General features: G+C 76.3%; 14 protein-coding genes. 6 read left to right on the forward strand and 8 right to left on the reverse strand.

All coding sequences use genetic code 11. The annotated features are described in order from the left end of the window. Positions 1–24 precede the first annotated feature (24 nt). Genes ACF1AK_RS09620 through ACF1AK_RS09630 form a run of 3 tightly spaced genes read right to left on the reverse strand, consistent with a single transcriptional unit; the run spans position 25 to position 3,405 of the window. Positions 25–1,200 carry an AI-2E family transporter gene (locus tag ACF1AK_RS09620; RefSeq protein ID WP_391498196.1) on the reverse strand — a complete coding sequence of 392 codons (1,176 nt, stop codon included), beginning with the start codon at positions 1,198–1,200 and terminating at the stop codon, positions 25–27. Between the two features lie 10 nt (positions 1,201–1,210). Beyond that, entirely contained in the window at positions 1,211–2,395 is a 1,185-nt protein-coding gene (locus ACF1AK_RS09625; protein WP_391498197.1) for an alcohol dehydrogenase catalytic domain-containing protein, read from the reverse strand. 44 nt (positions 2,396–2,439) lie between these two features. Continuing rightward, the gene (locus ACF1AK_RS09630; RefSeq protein ID WP_391498198.1) at positions 2,440–3,405 is read right to left on the reverse strand and encodes an SDR family NAD(P)-dependent oxidoreductase; all 966 of its coding nucleotides are present in this window, start codon (positions 3,403–3,405) and stop codon (positions 2,440–2,442) included. Positions 3,406–3,559: 154 nt separating this feature from the next. On the opposite strand from ACF1AK_RS09630, the gene ACF1AK_RS09635 reads away from it, so the two are divergent. After that, positions 3,560–4,618 (forward strand): DNA topoisomerase IB, encoded by a 1,059-nt coding sequence (locus ACF1AK_RS09635; RefSeq protein ID WP_391498199.1) that lies wholly within the window; start codon positions 3,560–3,562, stop codon positions 4,616–4,618. Between the two features lie 109 nt (positions 4,619–4,727). On the opposite strand, the gene wecB is transcribed toward ACF1AK_RS09635, so the two are convergent. Beyond that, positions 4,728–5,852 (reverse strand): non-hydrolyzing UDP-N-acetylglucosamine 2-epimerase, encoded by a 1,125-nt coding sequence (gene wecB / locus ACF1AK_RS09640; RefSeq protein WP_391498200.1) that lies wholly within the window; start codon positions 5,850–5,852, stop codon positions 4,728–4,730. A gap of 420 nt (positions 5,853–6,272) precedes the next feature. Between wecB and ACF1AK_RS09645 the strand changes: the two genes are divergently transcribed. The 4 genes from ACF1AK_RS09645 (at position 6,273) to ACF1AK_RS09660 (ending at position 9,336) form a co-directional block, all read left to right on the forward strand. Beyond that, positions 6,273–6,449, forward strand: a complete 177-nt coding sequence (locus ACF1AK_RS09645; protein WP_380296313.1) for a hypothetical protein — start codon at positions 6,273–6,275, stop codon at positions 6,447–6,449. 8 nt (positions 6,450–6,457) lie between these two features. Beyond that, complete coding sequence (locus ACF1AK_RS09650; RefSeq protein WP_391498201.1) at positions 6,458–7,072, forward strand: exosortase/archaeosortase family protein; 615 nt, start codon at positions 6,458–6,460, stop codon at positions 7,070–7,072. Beyond that, entirely contained in the window at positions 7,069–8,457 is a 1,389-nt protein-coding gene (locus tag ACF1AK_RS09655) for a glycosyltransferase (RefSeq protein WP_391498202.1), read from the forward strand. The genes ACF1AK_RS09650 and ACF1AK_RS09655 overlap by 4 nt, the downstream gene beginning before the upstream one ends. A gap of 132 nt (positions 8,458–8,589) precedes the next feature. Further along, the gene (locus ACF1AK_RS09660) at positions 8,590–9,336 is read left to right on the forward strand and encodes a choice-of-anchor P family protein (RefSeq protein WP_391498203.1); all 747 of its coding nucleotides are present in this window, start codon (positions 8,590–8,592) and stop codon (positions 9,334–9,336) included. 57 nt (positions 9,337–9,393) lie between these two features. Here ACF1AK_RS09660 and ACF1AK_RS09665 read toward each other — a convergent pair whose 3' ends face one another. Beyond that, complete coding sequence (locus ACF1AK_RS09665) at positions 9,394–9,915, reverse strand: GNAT family N-acetyltransferase (protein WP_391498204.1); 522 nt, start codon at positions 9,913–9,915, stop codon at positions 9,394–9,396. 80 nt (positions 9,916–9,995) lie between these two features. Beyond that, the gene (locus tag ACF1AK_RS09670; protein WP_391498205.1) at positions 9,996–11,237 is read right to left on the reverse strand and encodes a cytochrome P450; all 1,242 of its coding nucleotides are present in this window, start codon (positions 11,235–11,237) and stop codon (positions 9,996–9,998) included. A 321-nt stretch (positions 11,238–11,558) separates the two neighbouring features. Here ACF1AK_RS09670 and ACF1AK_RS09675 point away from each other — a divergent pair, with 321 nt between their 5' ends. Further along, the gene (locus ACF1AK_RS09675; RefSeq protein ID WP_391498610.1) at positions 11,559–12,077 is read left to right on the forward strand and encodes a hypothetical protein; all 519 of its coding nucleotides are present in this window, start codon (positions 11,559–11,561) and stop codon (positions 12,075–12,077) included. A 25-nt stretch (positions 12,078–12,102) separates the two neighbouring features. Here the strand turns inward: ACF1AK_RS09675 and ACF1AK_RS09680 are convergent, their stop codons facing one another. Together ACF1AK_RS09680 and ACF1AK_RS09685 are read right to left on the reverse strand one after the other, a co-directional pair. Continuing rightward, the gene (locus ACF1AK_RS09680; RefSeq protein WP_391498206.1) at positions 12,103–13,719 is read right to left on the reverse strand and encodes an amidohydrolase; all 1,617 of its coding nucleotides are present in this window, start codon (positions 13,717–13,719) and stop codon (positions 12,103–12,105) included. Further along, the gene (locus ACF1AK_RS09685) at positions 13,719–14,567 is read right to left on the reverse strand and encodes a PaaX family transcriptional regulator C-terminal domain-containing protein (RefSeq protein WP_391498208.1); all 849 of its coding nucleotides are present in this window, start codon (positions 14,565–14,567) and stop codon (positions 13,719–13,721) included. Before ACF1AK_RS09685 ends, ACF1AK_RS09680 begins: the two co-directional genes overlap by 1 nt. Positions 14,568–14,638 lie beyond the last annotated feature (71 nt).

Genomic DNA, 14,638 nt, shown 5'->3' on the forward strand with positions numbered 1-14,638 from the left:
CCGGGGCGCGGACGGCCCCCCGGTTCAGTCCTCGGAGGTGTCGTGGCGCAGGGCGTTGAGCACGGCCCAGGCGACGGAGACCACGGGAACGGCGACCAGGGCGCCGAGGACGCCGCCGAGGACGGCGCCGCCGGTGACGGAGAGGGCGACGGCGACCGGGTGGATGCGGACGGACCAGCCGAGGACGAGCGGATGGAGCAGGTGGCCCTCGATCTGGCCGATCACCACGATCAGACCGAGGACCAGCAGGGCCACCACCGGACCGCGGGCGGCCAGCGCGACCAGGGAGGCGACGGCCAGGGCGATCGGGGAGCCGATCAGCGGGATGAGCGTGGCGACGAACTCCAGGACGATCAGGGGCAGCACCAGGGGCACCCGCAGGATCGCGAGGGCGATGCCGACCAGCAGGGCGTTGGTCGCCGCGACGATCAGCACCCCGCGGGTGTAACCGGCGAAGGTGTGCCACGCGGCGCGGCCGGCCCGTTCCCACACCGGCCGGGAGCGGGCCGGGAACTGGTGCTGCGCCCAGCTCCACATCCGGTCGCCGGAGTGCAGGAAGAACACCGAGCAGAACACCGCGAGCGCCAGTCCGGTGAGCAGCTCGACGGCCCGCCCGGCGCCGCTGAGGGCGGTGCTGAGCAGCGCGGAACGGTGGCCGGCGATGTAGTCGCCGATCCGGGCCTTGAGATCGGAGGCCGCGCCGGGGTGCAGGTGGAAGGGGGCGCCGGTGAGCCAGCGGTCGATCCGGCCGAGGCCGCCGTGCAGCTCGTCGCCCAGCCTGCCCCACTCGGCGGCGACGGTCGTGCCGACCAGCGCGAGGACCCCGCCGACGAGGACGACGGAGCCCAGGAGGGCGAGCAGCACGGCGAGCGAGCGGGGCAGCACCCGGGCCATCAGGTCGACCGGCGGACGCAGCACGGAGGTGAGGACCAGGGCCAGGAACAGGGCGATCACCGGCAGCTGGAGCCGGGTGAGGACGGCGACGGCCAGGTAGGCGGCCACACCGAGCACGACCAGCCGCCAGGCGTACCCGGCGGCGGTCCGCAGCCCGCGCGGCACCCGCTCGCCGTTGCGCCCGGCCGGGCCGCCGCCCCTGGCGGACAGCCGGCCGGAGGCCCGCCCGGAGGCCCGGTCCGGCCCGGCGCGAAAGGCCGGACCGGGCCCGCCGGGGCGCCGGGGGCGCCCGCGTCCCGCGGTCATGGCGCGCCGTTCAGGGCCGGAACAGCACCTTGACCACACCGTCCTGCTTGCGTTGGAACAGGTCGTACGCGGCCGGTGCCTCCGCCAGCGGCAGGTGGTGGGTCGCGAAGCCGTCCACGCCGAGCGGGTCGCCGTCGTCCAGCAGCGGCAGCAGCTCGTCCGTCCAGCGCAGCACGTTGGCCTGGCCCATCCGCAGCCGCAGCTGCTTGTCGAACATGGTCAGCATCGGCAGCGGGTCCGTCATGCCGCCGTACACGCCGGACAGCGAGAGGGTGCCGCCGCGCCGCACCATGTCCACCGCCAGGTGCAGGGCGTGCAGCCGGTCCAGGCCCACCCGGGTCATCAGCCGGGCGGCCAGGGCGTCGGGCAGCAGCGAGGTCATCCGCTGCGCCGCGGTGGCGGCGGGGGAGCCGTGCGCCTCCATGCCGACGGCGTCGATCACGGCGTGGGGGCCGCGTCCGTCGGTGAGGTCCCTGGCGGCGTCGACCACCCGGGAGCCGAGCCGGGCCAGGTCGAGCACCTCGACGCCGCGCTCACGGGCGCGTTCCAGCCGCTCGGGCACCAGGTCCACCCCGATCACGGTGGACGCGCCGCGGTGCCGGGCGATCCGGGCGCACATGTCGCCGATCGGTCCGAGGCCGAGCACGGCGACGCTGCCGCCGGGCGGCACCTCGGCGTACTCCACCGCCTGCCAGGCGGTCGGCAGCACGTCCGACAGCAGCACGTAGCGGTCGTCGGGCGGCCCGTGCGGGACGACCACGGGCAGGGTGTTGCCGAACGGCACCCGCAGCAGTTCGGCCTGTCCGCCGGGCACCTGCCCGTACAGCTTGGTGTAGCCGAACAGCGCCGCGCCCGTCCCGTACTCGCGCACCTGGGTGGTCTCGCACTGGGAGTGCAGGCCCGTCACGCACATGAAGCAGGTGCCGCAGGAGATGTTGAACGGCACCACCACACGGTCGCCCACCTCGACGGCGTGCACGGCGCTGCCGGTCTCGCGCACCACGCCCATCGCCTCGTGGCCGAGGATGTCGCCCTCGTCGAGGAAGGCGCCGAGCACCTCGTACAGGTGCAGGTCCGATCCGCAGAGCCCGGTGGTGGTCACCTCGACCAGGACGTCGGTGGGCTCCTCCAGGACCGGGTCGGCGACGGAGTCGACGCGGACGTCGCGGCGCCCGTGCCAGGTCACTGCTCTCATGGTGTGCTCCTCGCTGGGACGGGTCCGCGCCGCCGGGGTGCGGCTCAGGACGCCGTCGGTTCGTTGTGGGACCGGGCGGCCCGCCGGCCGAGGGTGGTGAGCCGGTCGACCGGTCCGCCGCGCCGGTGCCGGGCCGCCGCCCGGACGCCGGGCACGTTGTGCTCGGGGGCGGACCCGGCGGACGGCAGCAGCCGTGCGGTGAGGGTGAGCAGCCGGCCGGTGGTGGCCGGCGCGAGGCCGTGGGCGCGTGCCGCGGCCTTGGCGAGCGGGGTGAGCACCAGCTCCCGGCGGCCGGTGACGACCGCCCGGACGATCCGGCGGGCCGCCCGTCGCGCGTCCATCGACACCAGCGGCAGCGAGGCCGCGGAGGCGAACCAGGCGAACTCGCGCGCGGCCTGGCCGGTGAACTCGGCGGCGGTCTGCGACCCGGTGCGCATCAGCCCCGGGACGACGGTGGTGACCCTGATCCCGTACGGTGCCAGCTCCGCCGCCAGTCCCTCGGAGAGGCCGGTGAGCGCGAACTTGGCGGCGACGTACGGCAGCAGGTGCGGGGCCGGGACCTTGCCGCCGATCGAGCCGATCATGACGATCGAGCCCGCGCCGCGCGCCCGCATCGCCGGCAGCACCGCCTGGACCAGGCGCAGCGGCGCCATCACCATCAGCTCGTGGGCCCGCCGGAAGTCCTGTTCCTGCATGGCGGAGAGCGGGCCGACCTGGATCAGGCCGGCGTTGTTGACCAGCAGGTCCACCTCGGCGCCGAAGCGTTCCCGCACCGCGTCGAGCAGCCGGGCCGGGGTGTCGGCGGCGGTCAGGTCGCACGCGGTGGCGGCCACCTCGCCGGGGCGGCCGCGCAGCATCCGCAGGGCGCGTTCCAGGGCGAGTTCGTCGCGGCCGCAGATCATCACCCGGCAGCCCCGGTCGGCGAGCTCGCCCGCGATCAGCAGGCCGAGCCCGCGCGAGGAGCCGGTCACCAGTGCCGTCCGTCCGGCCAGGTCGTTTCCGCCGTGCATCGGCCGTTCCCTCCTCCGCTCGGGGACGCCCCCGTCGCCCGGCGTCTGTCCGGCGACACCGCCGCCAAACCCGCGGGCACGGAGCGGGCAGGCGGGGGCGGTAGCGGCGGACCGGGCGGTGTGACGCAGCGGCCGGGCGGGCACCCGCCTCGACGTGACCAGGCTGATCACCAGTGACCCGCACGCCCGCGGTCTGCGCCGGGAGCGCCGCGGCCGGGGCTTCGGCTACCGGGACGTCGACGGCTCGCCCCTGCGCGACGCCGCGGCCCTCGCCCGGGTGAAGGCCCTGGCCGTCCCGCCGGCCTGGACCGACGTGTGGATCTGCCCCCACCCGCGCGGCCACCTCCAGGCCGTGGGCACGGACGCCGCGGGCCGCCGGCAGTACCTCTACCACCCGGAGTTCCGGGCCCGCCGGGACGAGGCCAAGCACGAGCACGTGCTCGCCGTCGCCCCCGCGCTGCCCGGGCTGCGGCTGCTGGTCGAGGAGGACCTCGCGCGGCGCGGCCTGTGCGCCGAACGCGTCCTCGGCTGTGCCGTGCGCCTGCTGGACCTCGGCTTCTTCCGGATCGGCGCGCCCGGCTACGAGCGGGCCAACGGCTCGTACGGGCTCACCACGCTGCTGCGCGGGCAGGTGACGGTGCGCGGCGACCGGGTGCGGTTCGCCTACCGGGCGAAGTCGGGCCGCGCGCGGGACATCACCCTGGAGGACCACCGGGTCGCGCAGACCGTGCGGGCGCTGCAGCGCCGCGCCGACCCCGGGCCGCGGCTGCTGGCCTTCCGGCAGGGCGGCGACTGGGTGGAGGCGGACGCGGTGCGGCTCACCGGGTACCTGCGCGAGCGCAGCGGCACGGACCTGTCGGCGAAGGACTTCCGCACCTGGCACGCCACCGTGCTCGCCGCCGTCGGCCTGGCGGTGTCCTGGCCGGCGGCCGGGCACTCGCCGGCGGCCAGGCGCCGTGCGGCGGCCCGGGTGGTGCGCGAGGTGGCCGACCGGCTCGGGGACACACCCGCCGTGTGCCGGGCCTCGTACCTGGATCCCCGGCTCTTCGAGCTCTACGACCGGGGCGTCACGATCGCCCCGGCGCTGCGCGGGCTCGCGCCGGGGGAGGGGCGGGGCCTGCCGGGGACGGGTGAGGACGTCGAGCGGGCGGTGATCGAGCTGCTGGCAGGCCGGAGCGTCCGTGGCGGGCTCCCGGCCGGCCGCCGCGGGTGACCCGCGGCCGCCCTGGAGGGCGGTCGGCCGACGTCCACGGTGGCGTGCGGCGGTGCCGGGAGGGGCGGGCGCCCGCCGTCGGAGCGGCCCGCGCGGCGACCGCCCCGGCTCAGCAGGCGCAGAGCAGGCGGGCGTGGTCCTCGGCGAGGTAGCGGGAGCGGACGGCGGCGACGATCTCGGCGCTCGCGGTACCGCTGCCGTACGGCGAGGGGCGCCCGGCCAGGGAGCCGACGGCGTCCGGGTCGGCGAGCAGTTCCCGCAGGGCGAGGTCCAGTTGGGCGCCGGGCCGGACCAGCCGGGCGAAGCCGGCCCGGACCGCCTCGGGCCGTTCGGTGGAGTTGCGGACCACGATGAGCGGCCGCTTGAGCACCGTGCACTCCTCCTGGACCCCGCCGGAGTCCGAGACCAGCAGCCGGCAGCCGGCCGCCAGGGCGAGGAAGGTGCGGTGGTCGACCGGGGGCACCGGGCGCAGCCCGGCCAGTGCGCCGGAGAGCCCGAACCGCTCGATCGCCGCCCGGGTGCGCGGGTGCAGCGGCAGCACCACCGGCAGGTCCAGTGCGGCGAGTTGGCCGAGGATCCGGCCGAGCCGGGCCGGGTCGTCGGTGTTCTCGGGGCGGTGCAGGGTGGCCAGCAGGTAGCGGTCGGGGCGCAGCCCGTGGCCGTCCAGCACCGCGCGGGCCTCGACCGGTCCCGGCAGCGATTCCAGGGTGGCCTCGACGACGGTGTTGCCGGTCACCACCACCTGGTCCTCGCCGATCCCCTCGCGCAGCAGGTGGGCGGCGGCGGTGGCGGTCGGGGCGCAGTGCAGGTCGGCGAGCGGGGCGATGAGGCGGCGGTTGGCCTCCTCGGGCATGTCCGGGTCGAAGGAACGCAGCCCGGCCTCGACATGGACGACGGGCACGCCCGCGCAGTGGGCGGCCAGCGCTCCGGCGGCGGCGGAGTTGGTGTCGCCCTGGACGACGACGGCGGCGGGCGGGTGGGTGGCGAAGTGGTCGCTGAGCGCGCTGACCATCCGGCCGATCTGCCGGCCGCGGGCCTCGCCGGCGATCCCGCTGAGCGTGATGTGCGGGTCGGGGAGCGCGTACTGCCGGAAGAAGGCGGTGGTGAGGCCGGGATCCCAGTGCTGACCGGTCCAGACGATCCGGGCGGAGTTCTCCAGGAGTCGCACCACTCCGGCGAGTTTGACGATTTCCGGTCGGGTGCCGAGGACCACGGCGATGTCGGCGGATGGCATTCGGGCTCCCTTGACGGTGCATCCGATCGGTCGATCGGGGTGTTCGAACTACGCGTCACAACATGGCCGCCGACGGTGAGCTGCGGCAACCGGTGGTGATCAATGTCCCCCGAATGGCGGAATGGCCGGGTGCCGCGCCACGCCGTCGACGCGCCGACGCCACGCCGATCAGGCCAAATGGGGGACGTATCGTGCGAATACGGACCATCAAAGGTCTGATTTTCGGTCCATGATGTGCCAGCAGCACGGGAGTTCGATCCGTGGTGGGGTCGCGTAACGTTCCTCCCCGCCCGGGCCGTTCCGATGCACCCGGCGCTGCCCCCCCTTTTCCAACGGGTCACGCCGACGCCGCCCGCATCGTCGTGCTGCGCGTCAGCCCCCCCCGTGATCCCCCCGTTCTCCGACGAGAGGAATTCCCCCATGTACGGACCCGTGGCCGGCGGACTGCCGCCGGCAGCCGGTGGCGGCGCCCTGGCCGCCACCGGATCGGTGGGCATAGGCGTCACGGCGACGGCCGCGGTGGCCCTGGTCCTGCTCGGCCTCGGCCTGCTGCGGCGCAGCAGGCTGCGCCGCGGCGACGGACCGGGCGAGGACTGAGCCGCACCATGACGGAATCCCTGTCGCACCCGTTCGCGTCCGGCCCGCGCGCCGCGGGCCGGGCCGGGCGCTCCCCGCTCGGGATGCTGTGCGGCGCCGTGCTGCTCGGTGTGTGCGGCTCGCTGGTGGCCGGTGAACGCGCCTACCGTTCCCAGGAGACCCGCGGCACGGCGTGGCTGGCCGAGCACCTCCTGGGGATGCGCACCCTGCTGCTCGAAGGGCCGACCGCCCCCGTCCTGTACGCCGGCGACCAGGCCGGCCTGGACCGGGGCGTCGCCCTGACCACGGGGTGCAGCAGCGCGCTGCTGATCGCCCCGCTCGCCCTGGTGACGGCCCTGCTGCTGCTCTTCGGCAACCGCCGGGCCGGCCGGGTCCTGCTGGCCTTCGCCGTCGCCGCCGGGCTGGTGCTGGCCACCAACCTCGGCCGGCTCACCCTGGTCCTGGTGATGCAACACCGCTACGGCGCCGAGGGATTCGGCTGGGCGCACGTCCTGCTGGGCTCGGTGCTGATGATGGCCGCCGCCCTCGTCGCGGCCCTCCTCTTCCTGTGGCTGCTGCCCCGCGGCACCGCCGCCGCGCCCGCGCCCGCGCCCGGGCGTCCGGCCGGGGAGGACGCGTCGTGACGCTGCTGGACACCTCCGTCTCGCTCTCCTTCGTCCTGGGCGTCGGCTTCCTCGCCTACGTCGTGGTGATCGTGCGCGGCTACCTGCGGGACCGGCCCGCGCCGGCCGGCGACCCGGACGACTACCGCTGGCACTTCCTGATTCCCTGCCGGGACGAGGAGGCGGTGATCGCCACCACCCTGGACTACCTCGCCGAGCACTTCACCGGCGCCACCGTCTGGGTCGTCGACGACGACTCCGCGGACCGCACGGCCGAGCTCGTCCGCGCCTGGCCCGCCACCTGCGACCGGCTCACCGTCCACCTGGTCCCCCGCCGGCTGCCCGAGGCGCGGACCGGCAAGGGCGACGCGCTGAACGCGGGCTACCGGGCGCTGGAGGCCGCGCTGCCCGAGGGCACCGACCCCGCGCGGGTCGTGGTCTGCGTGCTCGACGCCGACGGCCGCCCCTCGCCCGGCGCGCTCGCCGTCTGCGCCGGACCGGCCCTCTTCGGCGACCCCGGGATCGGGGCCGTGCAGGTCGAGGTGCGGATGTCCAACCGCGACGTGCCCCGGCCGCTGCCCGGGCGGGGCGCGTTCGCCAACCGGCGGGCCCGGCTGCTCGCCCGCCTCCAGGACATCGAGTTCCGCGGACCGATATCCGCGATGCAGATCACCCGGCGCCGCACCGGCACCGTCAACGTCGGCGGCAACGGCCAGTTCACCCGGCTCTCCGCGCTGCGCGCGGTGGACGGCGGCGGCGGGCGGCCGTGGGGCAAGGCGCTGCTGGAGGACTACGAGCTGGGCCTGCGGCTGATGCTGGCCGGCTGGCGCAACGGCTACACCACCGACGCCTGGGTCGACCAGGAGGCGCTGTGGAGCCTGCGCCAGCTGATCACCCAGCGGGTGCGCTGGGCGCAGGGCTCGATGCAGTGCACCCGCTACCTGCGGACGATCTGGGGCTCCCGGGCGTTCGGCACGGCCGGCTTCCTGGAGGTGCTGTACTTCATGAGCCAGCCGTGGCTGCAACTCGTCGGCCTGGTGGTGTACACCGTGCCGATCACGGCCTTCGGCTACAACCTGGTGGTCTACCCGGAGTTCGTGCTCACCTTCCTGAAGCAGGGCGGCGCGCTGCTGCTGGCCCTCTACCTGCTGCTGGGCGTCGGTGAGTTCGCCGTCTGGGGGCCGCTGTACCGGCGGCGCTGCGAGCCGGGCGTCGGACGGCGCGCCGCGCTCGGGTACGGGCTCGCGCTGGCCCTGTACGCCGCCACCACCTATCTGGTCGCCGTCCGCGCGGCCTGGCGGGTGCTGTGCCGGCGCAACTCCTGGCACAAGACGGCCCGGGTCGCCGCCGCCCCCGCCCCGTCCGTCGCCCCCGCCCCGTCCGTCGTCGGCGAGCCGGCGGCATGAGCGTCCGGCGCCCGGCCCGCGCCCCGCCCCGTCCCGCCCGCCCGACGACCGCGCCCGGTCCTGCCTGCCGGACCGTTCCCGACCGTCCTCGGCCGTCCCCCTCTCTCCCGTTCCATGAAGGGCACCACCACCATGACTTCTCGCACCCGGACCCGCACCCGCCTGCTCGCGGGCGCCGCCGCCACCGCCGCGCTGGTCTGCACCGCCGGCCCGGCCTGGGCCGCCCTGCCCGCCCCCGAGGCCGAGGCCTACGTCGTCTCCGCCGACGCCGTCGCCGGGATGGTGGCCGTCGCCCCGACGCCCGCCTCCGCCTACCCCTCGGGCGGCACCAACACCCTGGCCGGCATCCACGTCGGCCCCTTCGCCAGCAACGCGCTGCTCACCGCCACCACCTCGGGCGACCCCCAGGCCGGCACCTCGGGCGCCTCCGCGACGATCGACTCGCTCGGCGTCGACCTGAGCGTCGCCACCGTCTCGCTCACCGGCGTCAACTCGACCTGCGCCGCCACCCCGACCGACGCCACCGGCTCCGGCGTCATCGCGGGGGGCAGCGTCAAGCTCCCGCTCCTGCCCGCGATCAACCTTCAGGCCGGGGCCGGGCCCAACACCGGGATCGACATCCCCGGGGTCGGCACCATCCTCCTCAACGAGCAGGCCACCGACGCCAACGGCAAGCTCAGTGTGAACGCCGTGCGGATCAGCCTGCTGCCGATCCTCAGCGCCGCCGACCTGGTCATCGGCCACGCCGAGTGCGGGGGCGCCGCGCCCGCCGAGGCCGTGCCGATGATCAACCCCCAGGTCGCCGCCGTCGGCGGAGCGGCGGCCCTGGCCACCGCCGCCGGGGTCTTCCTGCTGCGCCGTCGCAGCACCACCGCCTGATCCCCGCCGGGGCGCCCCGGAAGCGGGGCGCCCCGGCCGTCTTCCCGGCCTCCCCCGTCAGGCCGGACGGAGGTCCAGGCGCCAGTCGTTGCCGCGCATCGGCCGGCCCGGCGGGTACTCGAACTCCCGCACGCCCAGCAGTTCGAAGCCCGTGGCCCGGCACACCGCGTTGGACGCGGCGTTGTCCACCGAGGGGAAGGCGTGCAGGTACCGGTGGAGCCCGGCGGCCCGGGCCTCGGCCACCACCGCGCGGGCGGCGGCCTTCGCGACGCCGCGGCCCTGGAAGGCCGGCAGCACCGTCCAGCCGGTCTCGTACACCGGCTCGCCCTCCCCCGTGCGCTCCCAGAACCCGATGCTGCCCGCCGCCGTGCCGTCCGCCGCCGCGATCCGGAACATCCGCCCCGCGGCGGCGGGCCGGGCGCTGAGGCCGACATAGCGACGGTGCCGGCGGGCCAGCTGCTCCGCGCTCTCCGGTCCGCCGAGGTGGACCGTCAGCTCCGGCGCGTTGAGCGCGGACAGCAGCGCGGCGTCCCCCTCGGACCAGGGCTCCAGACGTACGGCGACGGTGTGATCGTCCATGGGCGCACGGTAGCCGGCCCCACCGACAACCGCCCCGCCCGGCAACCGCCCGCCGGCAGCCGGCCAGAGGGGACGGCGGGCTACCCGGCGGCCGGTCCCAGCCGGACCGGCAGGGACCGCAGGGCGTTCACGATGAACGACTCCTGCGGGAGCAGCCCCTCCGGCGGCAGCGCGAGTTCAATGTCGGGGAAGGCGCCGAACAGCGCGCTCAGCGCCTCCTCGGCCTCCATCGTGCCGAGCACCGCGCCCAGGCAGTAGTGCCGGCCGTGGCCGAAGGCCAGATGGGTCTTGTCGGGCCGGGTGAGGTCGAACTCCTCCGGCCGGTCGGGGTGCAGGCCCGGATCCCGCCCGGCCGCGCCGAAGGCGAACAGGACCGGCTCGCCGGCCCGGATCAGCACGCCCTCGCCGAGGTCGATGTCCGCGGCGGCGAAGTACATCGGCAGGTGCATCACCGGTGCCTCCAGGCGCAGCGACTCCTCGATGGCGTCGCGCCAGGTCGCCTCGCCGGAGCGGATCAGCGCCAGCTGCCCGGGGTGCGAGAGCAGCAGCGCCACCGTGTGGTCGATGAGGTTGACGGTGGTCTCGGACCCGGCGCCGATCATCAGGATCAGGGTGGAGACCAGCTCCGTCTCGCTGAGCCGGGACCCCTGGGCGTCACGGGTGGCGATCAGCTCGCTGGTCATGTCGTCGCCCGGCGCCGCCCGTTTGGTGGCGGCCAGGCGGGCCATGGCGGCGAACAGGTCGTCGAGGACGGCCTTGGCGTGCTCGGGGGTGGCGTCGGTCGCCAGGACGCCGTCCACCACCCGCCGCACCTCCGCCCGCTGCTCCTCCGGGACGCCGAACAGGTCGCAGATCAGCGTGGTCGGCAGCGGGTAGGACAGGCCGCTGTGCAGGTCGACGGTCTCGCCGGGCGCGGTGCCGCGCAGCGCGTCGACCAGGGCGGCGGTGATCGCCCGCACCCGGGGCCGCAGCGCCTCCACCCGGCGCGGGCCGAACGAGGGCGCGGTGAGGGTACGCAGCCGGTGGTGGTCCGCGCCGTCGCTGGTGAACATCGACTCCACCGCGACCCAGCTGGCCAGCGGCCAGTCGGGGCCGACCCGGCCGTCGATCCAGTCGGGCCAGTGGTGGCGGGCGTTCTTGGCGAGCCGGGGGTCGGTGAGCAGCTTCCGGGCGACGTCGGCCCGGGTCACCGACCAGGCCAGGACGCGGCCGGGGAGCTCGACCCGGACGGCCGGGCCGTGGGAGCGCAGATGGGCGGCCTCGGCGTGCAGGGCGGTGCCGCGGGTGTCGAGGACGTGGGTGTAGGGGCAGCGGGGTTCCATGGGCCCTCCTGGAAAGGGGAGCGGCGGTCGGAAACGGTCGGCCGATGGTGACCGTACGACCGACCGGCCGACAGCGGAAGGGCGCCTGTCGCCGTGCCGCGCGCCCGGGGGCGCCGCCCTCGGGGCCCGAGGGGTGGACGCGGACGCGCTACCCGGGCACGGGGCTCCGGCGAGGGGCGCTCCCGCGGCGCCGGCACGAGGGGCCTTCCGGCCGCGCCGGCGGTGGCGCGAGGGCCGTGCGGTGCCCCGGGCGGGTAGCCTGCCGGGGTGGCGGTCCACGGGTTCGGGGTGACGGAGTTCCAGCTGGTGCTGCTGCGCCGGATGGCGGACTTCCGGCCGGAGCCGGTCGAGGAGGCGCTGCGCCGGCTGGGGGTGACGCGCGCGGGCATGCGCGAGGCGAACAAGCGGTGGCAGGCCATGGTGCGCGCGCCGGGGTTCCCGTCCGGCGGGCGGCGTTGGACCGCCGTGCTCGGCGCGCCGGAGGCGGTGCTGCCGCGGCGCGTCGGGGACCTTGCCTGCACCGCGTGGCAGTGGGCGCTGCCGCTCTGGCCCGGCCTGCGCTTCGAGGTGCTCCTCGCGCCGGGCGGGGCGGAGCTGAACGCCTGGCTGGTGCGGGCGCCGGGCAGCCCGCCGCCGGTGCTGCGCACGCTCGCCGACCTGACGCCGTGGAGCTGCGTGGTGGCCGACCTGGGCGCCGCGTTCCCGCCCGCCGTACCGCGCGAGGGCAGCGCGCCCACCAGGTTCCGGCTGGACTTCACCGCCCCGGACGCCGACGGCCGGCCGCGCGCCTGCACCGCGGACTTCACCTGGGGACTGCTCCAGGAGGTGCGCCCGGCCTGAGCCACCGGCCCGCCCCGGGCGTGGCTCAGCGCCGGTGCACCGTCCGCCCGCCGATCACGGTGCGCTCGGGCAGCAGCTCGCGCAGCTCCTCGACCGGGCAGCTCAGCGGATCGGCGGGCCACAGCGTCAGGTCGGCGAGCGCGCCCGGGCGCAGGGTGCCGCGGGTGCCGCTCTCGCCGGTCAGCCGGGCGGCGTTGACGGTGTGCAGGGCGATCGCCTCGGCGCGGTCGATGGCGTGCTCGGCGCCGATCACCCCGGCGACGGTGGCCCGGGTGGTCATCCCCCACACCGAGAGCATCGCTCCGTACGGGCCGACCGGGAAGTCCGAACCGGCGGAGAGCTGCGCGCCCTCGTCGAGCCACTCGCGCAGCGGGAACAGCGCGCCGGTGCGCTCGGCGCCCCAGGCCCGCTGCTGGGTGCGCGCGCCGTCGTGCAGCAGCGGGTGCTGGACGGTCACCGGGATGCCGAGGGCGACCGCCCGGGCGCGCTGGGCGGGCCGGGCGAGCCCGGCGTGCTCGACGACCAGCGTGCCGGCGGGCAGGCCGGGGCGGCGCGCGAGCACCTCCGCGTAGACGTCGAGCAGCACGCGCAGCCCGCGGTCGCCCCAGGCGTGCACGCCGACCCGCAGGCCGCGCCCGGCCACCCGGTCGACGGCCTCCGCCAGTTCCCCGGGCTCCCAGAGCAGCCGCCCGTGGTAGCACGGCCGCCCCTGGTACGGCTCCTCCAGCGCGCCCGCCTCGAAGCCGCCGTCGATGCCGAACTTCACGCCCCAGACGGAGAGCCGCTCGTCCTCGTCGCCGGCGGCGCGCCAGGCCTCGATCCGGTCCAGCAGCCCGTCCACCTCCGCCGGGGTGCGGACGGCGAAGCCGGAGACCAGGGCCCGGACCCGGACGGCGAGCGCGCCGCGGTCGCGGGCGGCGCGCAGCACGTCGAGGTCCTCGACCGGGACCAGGCAGTCGCGCACGGTGCCGATGCCGGTGGCGGCGTAGTCGGCCGAGGCGGCGCGCAGGCCGTCGATCCGCTCGTCGAGCCCGGGCCGGGGCAGGACGCGTTCGGCGAGCTGGGTCGCCTTGTCGATCAGCCGCCCGGTGAGCCGGCCGGCCGCGTCGCGCTCGATCACACCGCCGGGCGGGTCGGGGGTGGCGGCGGTGATGCCGGCCAGCCGCAGCGCCGCCGAGTTGAGCACCATGTTGTAGGCGCCGCGGCGCACCAGCACCGGGTGGTCGGCGGTGGCGCCGTCCAGCTCACCGATGGTGGGCAGCCGCTGCTCGGCGAGGTTCACCTCCTGCCAGTTGACGGTGGTGCGGATCCACCGGCCGGCCGGGGTGCGGGCGGCGCGCTCGCGGATCAGGGCGAGGAAGCCGGCCAGGTCGGCGGCCCGGTGCACGGGGACGCCGGACACGCTGTGGCCGGCCAGGACCAGATGGGTGTGGGTGTCGTCGAAGGCGGGGAGCACGGTGGAGTGCGGCGCGTCGACGAGCTCGGTGGCCGGACCGGCGAGCGCGTCCAGGCCGTGCGGGTCGGGGGAGAGCGCGGTGATCCGGCCGCCGGTGACGGCGACCGCCCGCCGCGGGGGCTCGCCGGGGGCGAGGGTGTGCACGGCGCCGGCGCGCACCAGCAGGTCGGCGGGCGGACGGATCATCACGGCTCCCCGGGGTGGGCGGCGGTCCTGCCGGTGACCTTCTCCACGTACTCCAGAGCGGGTCCGGCGAGCAGGGCGTGCAGTTCGGTGAAGACGGCCCGGGCCGCGACGGCGTTCCAGTCGGCGGGCAGCAGCGGCTCGGGCAGGCCCGGGTCGAGGTAGGGCAGCCGGCGCCACTGGTCGAGCATCGGGACGTAGGCGCGGAACGCCCCGGCCGGGCCGGGGCCGGCCCGGCGCGTGCGCAGGGCGGTGGCGGCCGGCTGCCAGGCGTCGGTGAACGCCGCGTACTGGGCCTCGATGGCGGGGAAGTCCCACCAGGCGGCGACGGCCGTGCGCAGGTCGGTGAAGCCGGCGTACTCGGCGGACAGGAAGAGGTGCACATAGCCGTCCAGGCCGAGCCTGGCCAGCAGCCGCCGGGCGTCCGGCAGCAGCCGGGCGGGGGCCAGCCAGACGCCGGGGGCGGCGTTGCCGAAGCCGAGCCAGCTGAGCCGCGAGCGCAGGGTGTGGCGGTGGGCGCGCTCGGACTCCGGGACCGAGAAGACCGCCACCACCCAGCCGTCGGCGAGCGCGGCGGGCTCCAGGCTGTGGAAGATCCGGCGGTCGCCCTCCTCGAACACCGGGTCCATCGCGGGGGAGAGCCGGTAGCCGGTGCCGTCGCGGCGCTCCTGGAGGAGGGTGCCGGCCTTCTTCAGACGGGAGATGGCCGAGCGGACGGCGGGGGCGTCGACGTCCAGCTCGGCCATCAGCGCGATCAGGTCGGCGATCGATATCCAGCCGCCGAGGCGGCGGACGAACTCGCCGTAGACGGTGTGGATGAGCGAGCTCGGCCGGGGCGTGCTCTCCGTCATGGCGGGCCTCCTCCCGGCAGCTGGTGGTGATCATAGCGGCGCCGCGCGTTCCCCGGGCCCCGCCGGTCCCC

The sequence above is a fragment of the Kitasatospora sp. NPDC015120 genome (genome assembly GCF_043080305.1).
In the GTDB taxonomy this organism is placed as follows: domain Bacteria; phylum Actinomycetota; class Actinomycetes; order Streptomycetales; family Streptomycetaceae; genus Kitasatospora.

What these genes read in the sequence shown, in the direction of transcription:
- ACF1AK_RS09685 (WP_391498208.1), bottom strand. Translation starts at nt 14,567, where the DNA reads ATGACGGAGAGCACGCCCCGGCCGAGCTCGCTCATCCACACCGTCTAC.
- ACF1AK_RS09670 (WP_391498205.1), bottom strand. Translation starts at nt 11,237, where the DNA reads ATGGAACCCCGCTGCCCCTACACCCACGTCCTCGACACCCGCGGCACC.
- ACF1AK_RS09625 (WP_391498197.1), bottom strand. Translation starts at nt 2,395, where the DNA reads ATGAGAGCAGTGACCTGGCACGGGCGCCGCGACGTCCGCGTCGACTCC.
- ACF1AK_RS09630 (WP_391498198.1), bottom strand. Translation starts at nt 3,405, where the DNA reads ATGCACGGCGGAAACGACCTGGCCGGACGGACGGCACTGGTGACCGGC.
- wecB (WP_391498200.1), bottom strand. Translation starts at nt 5,852, where the DNA reads ATGCCATCCGCCGACATCGCCGTGGTCCTCGGCACCCGACCGGAAATC.
- ACF1AK_RS09675 (WP_391498610.1), top strand. Translation starts at nt 11,559, where the DNA reads ATGGCGGACTTCCGGCCGGAGCCGGTCGAGGAGGCGCTGCGCCGGCTG.
- ACF1AK_RS09660 (WP_391498203.1), top strand. Translation starts at nt 8,590, where the DNA reads ATGACTTCTCGCACCCGGACCCGCACCCGCCTGCTCGCGGGCGCCGCC.
- ACF1AK_RS09650 (WP_391498201.1), top strand. Translation starts at nt 6,458, where the DNA reads ATGACGGAATCCCTGTCGCACCCGTTCGCGTCCGGCCCGCGCGCCGCG.
- ACF1AK_RS09620 (WP_391498196.1), bottom strand. Translation starts at nt 1,200, where the DNA reads ATGACCGCGGGACGCGGGCGCCCCCGGCGCCCCGGCGGGCCCGGTCCG.
- ACF1AK_RS09645 (WP_380296313.1), top strand. Translation starts at nt 6,273, where the DNA reads ATGTACGGACCCGTGGCCGGCGGACTGCCGCCGGCAGCCGGTGGCGGC.
- ACF1AK_RS09665 (WP_391498204.1), bottom strand. Translation starts at nt 9,915, where the DNA reads ATGGACGATCACACCGTCGCCGTACGTCTGGAGCCCTGGTCCGAGGGG.
- ACF1AK_RS09680 (WP_391498206.1), bottom strand. Translation starts at nt 13,719, where the DNA reads ATGATCCGTCCGCCCGCCGACCTGCTGGTGCGCGCCGGCGCCGTGCAC.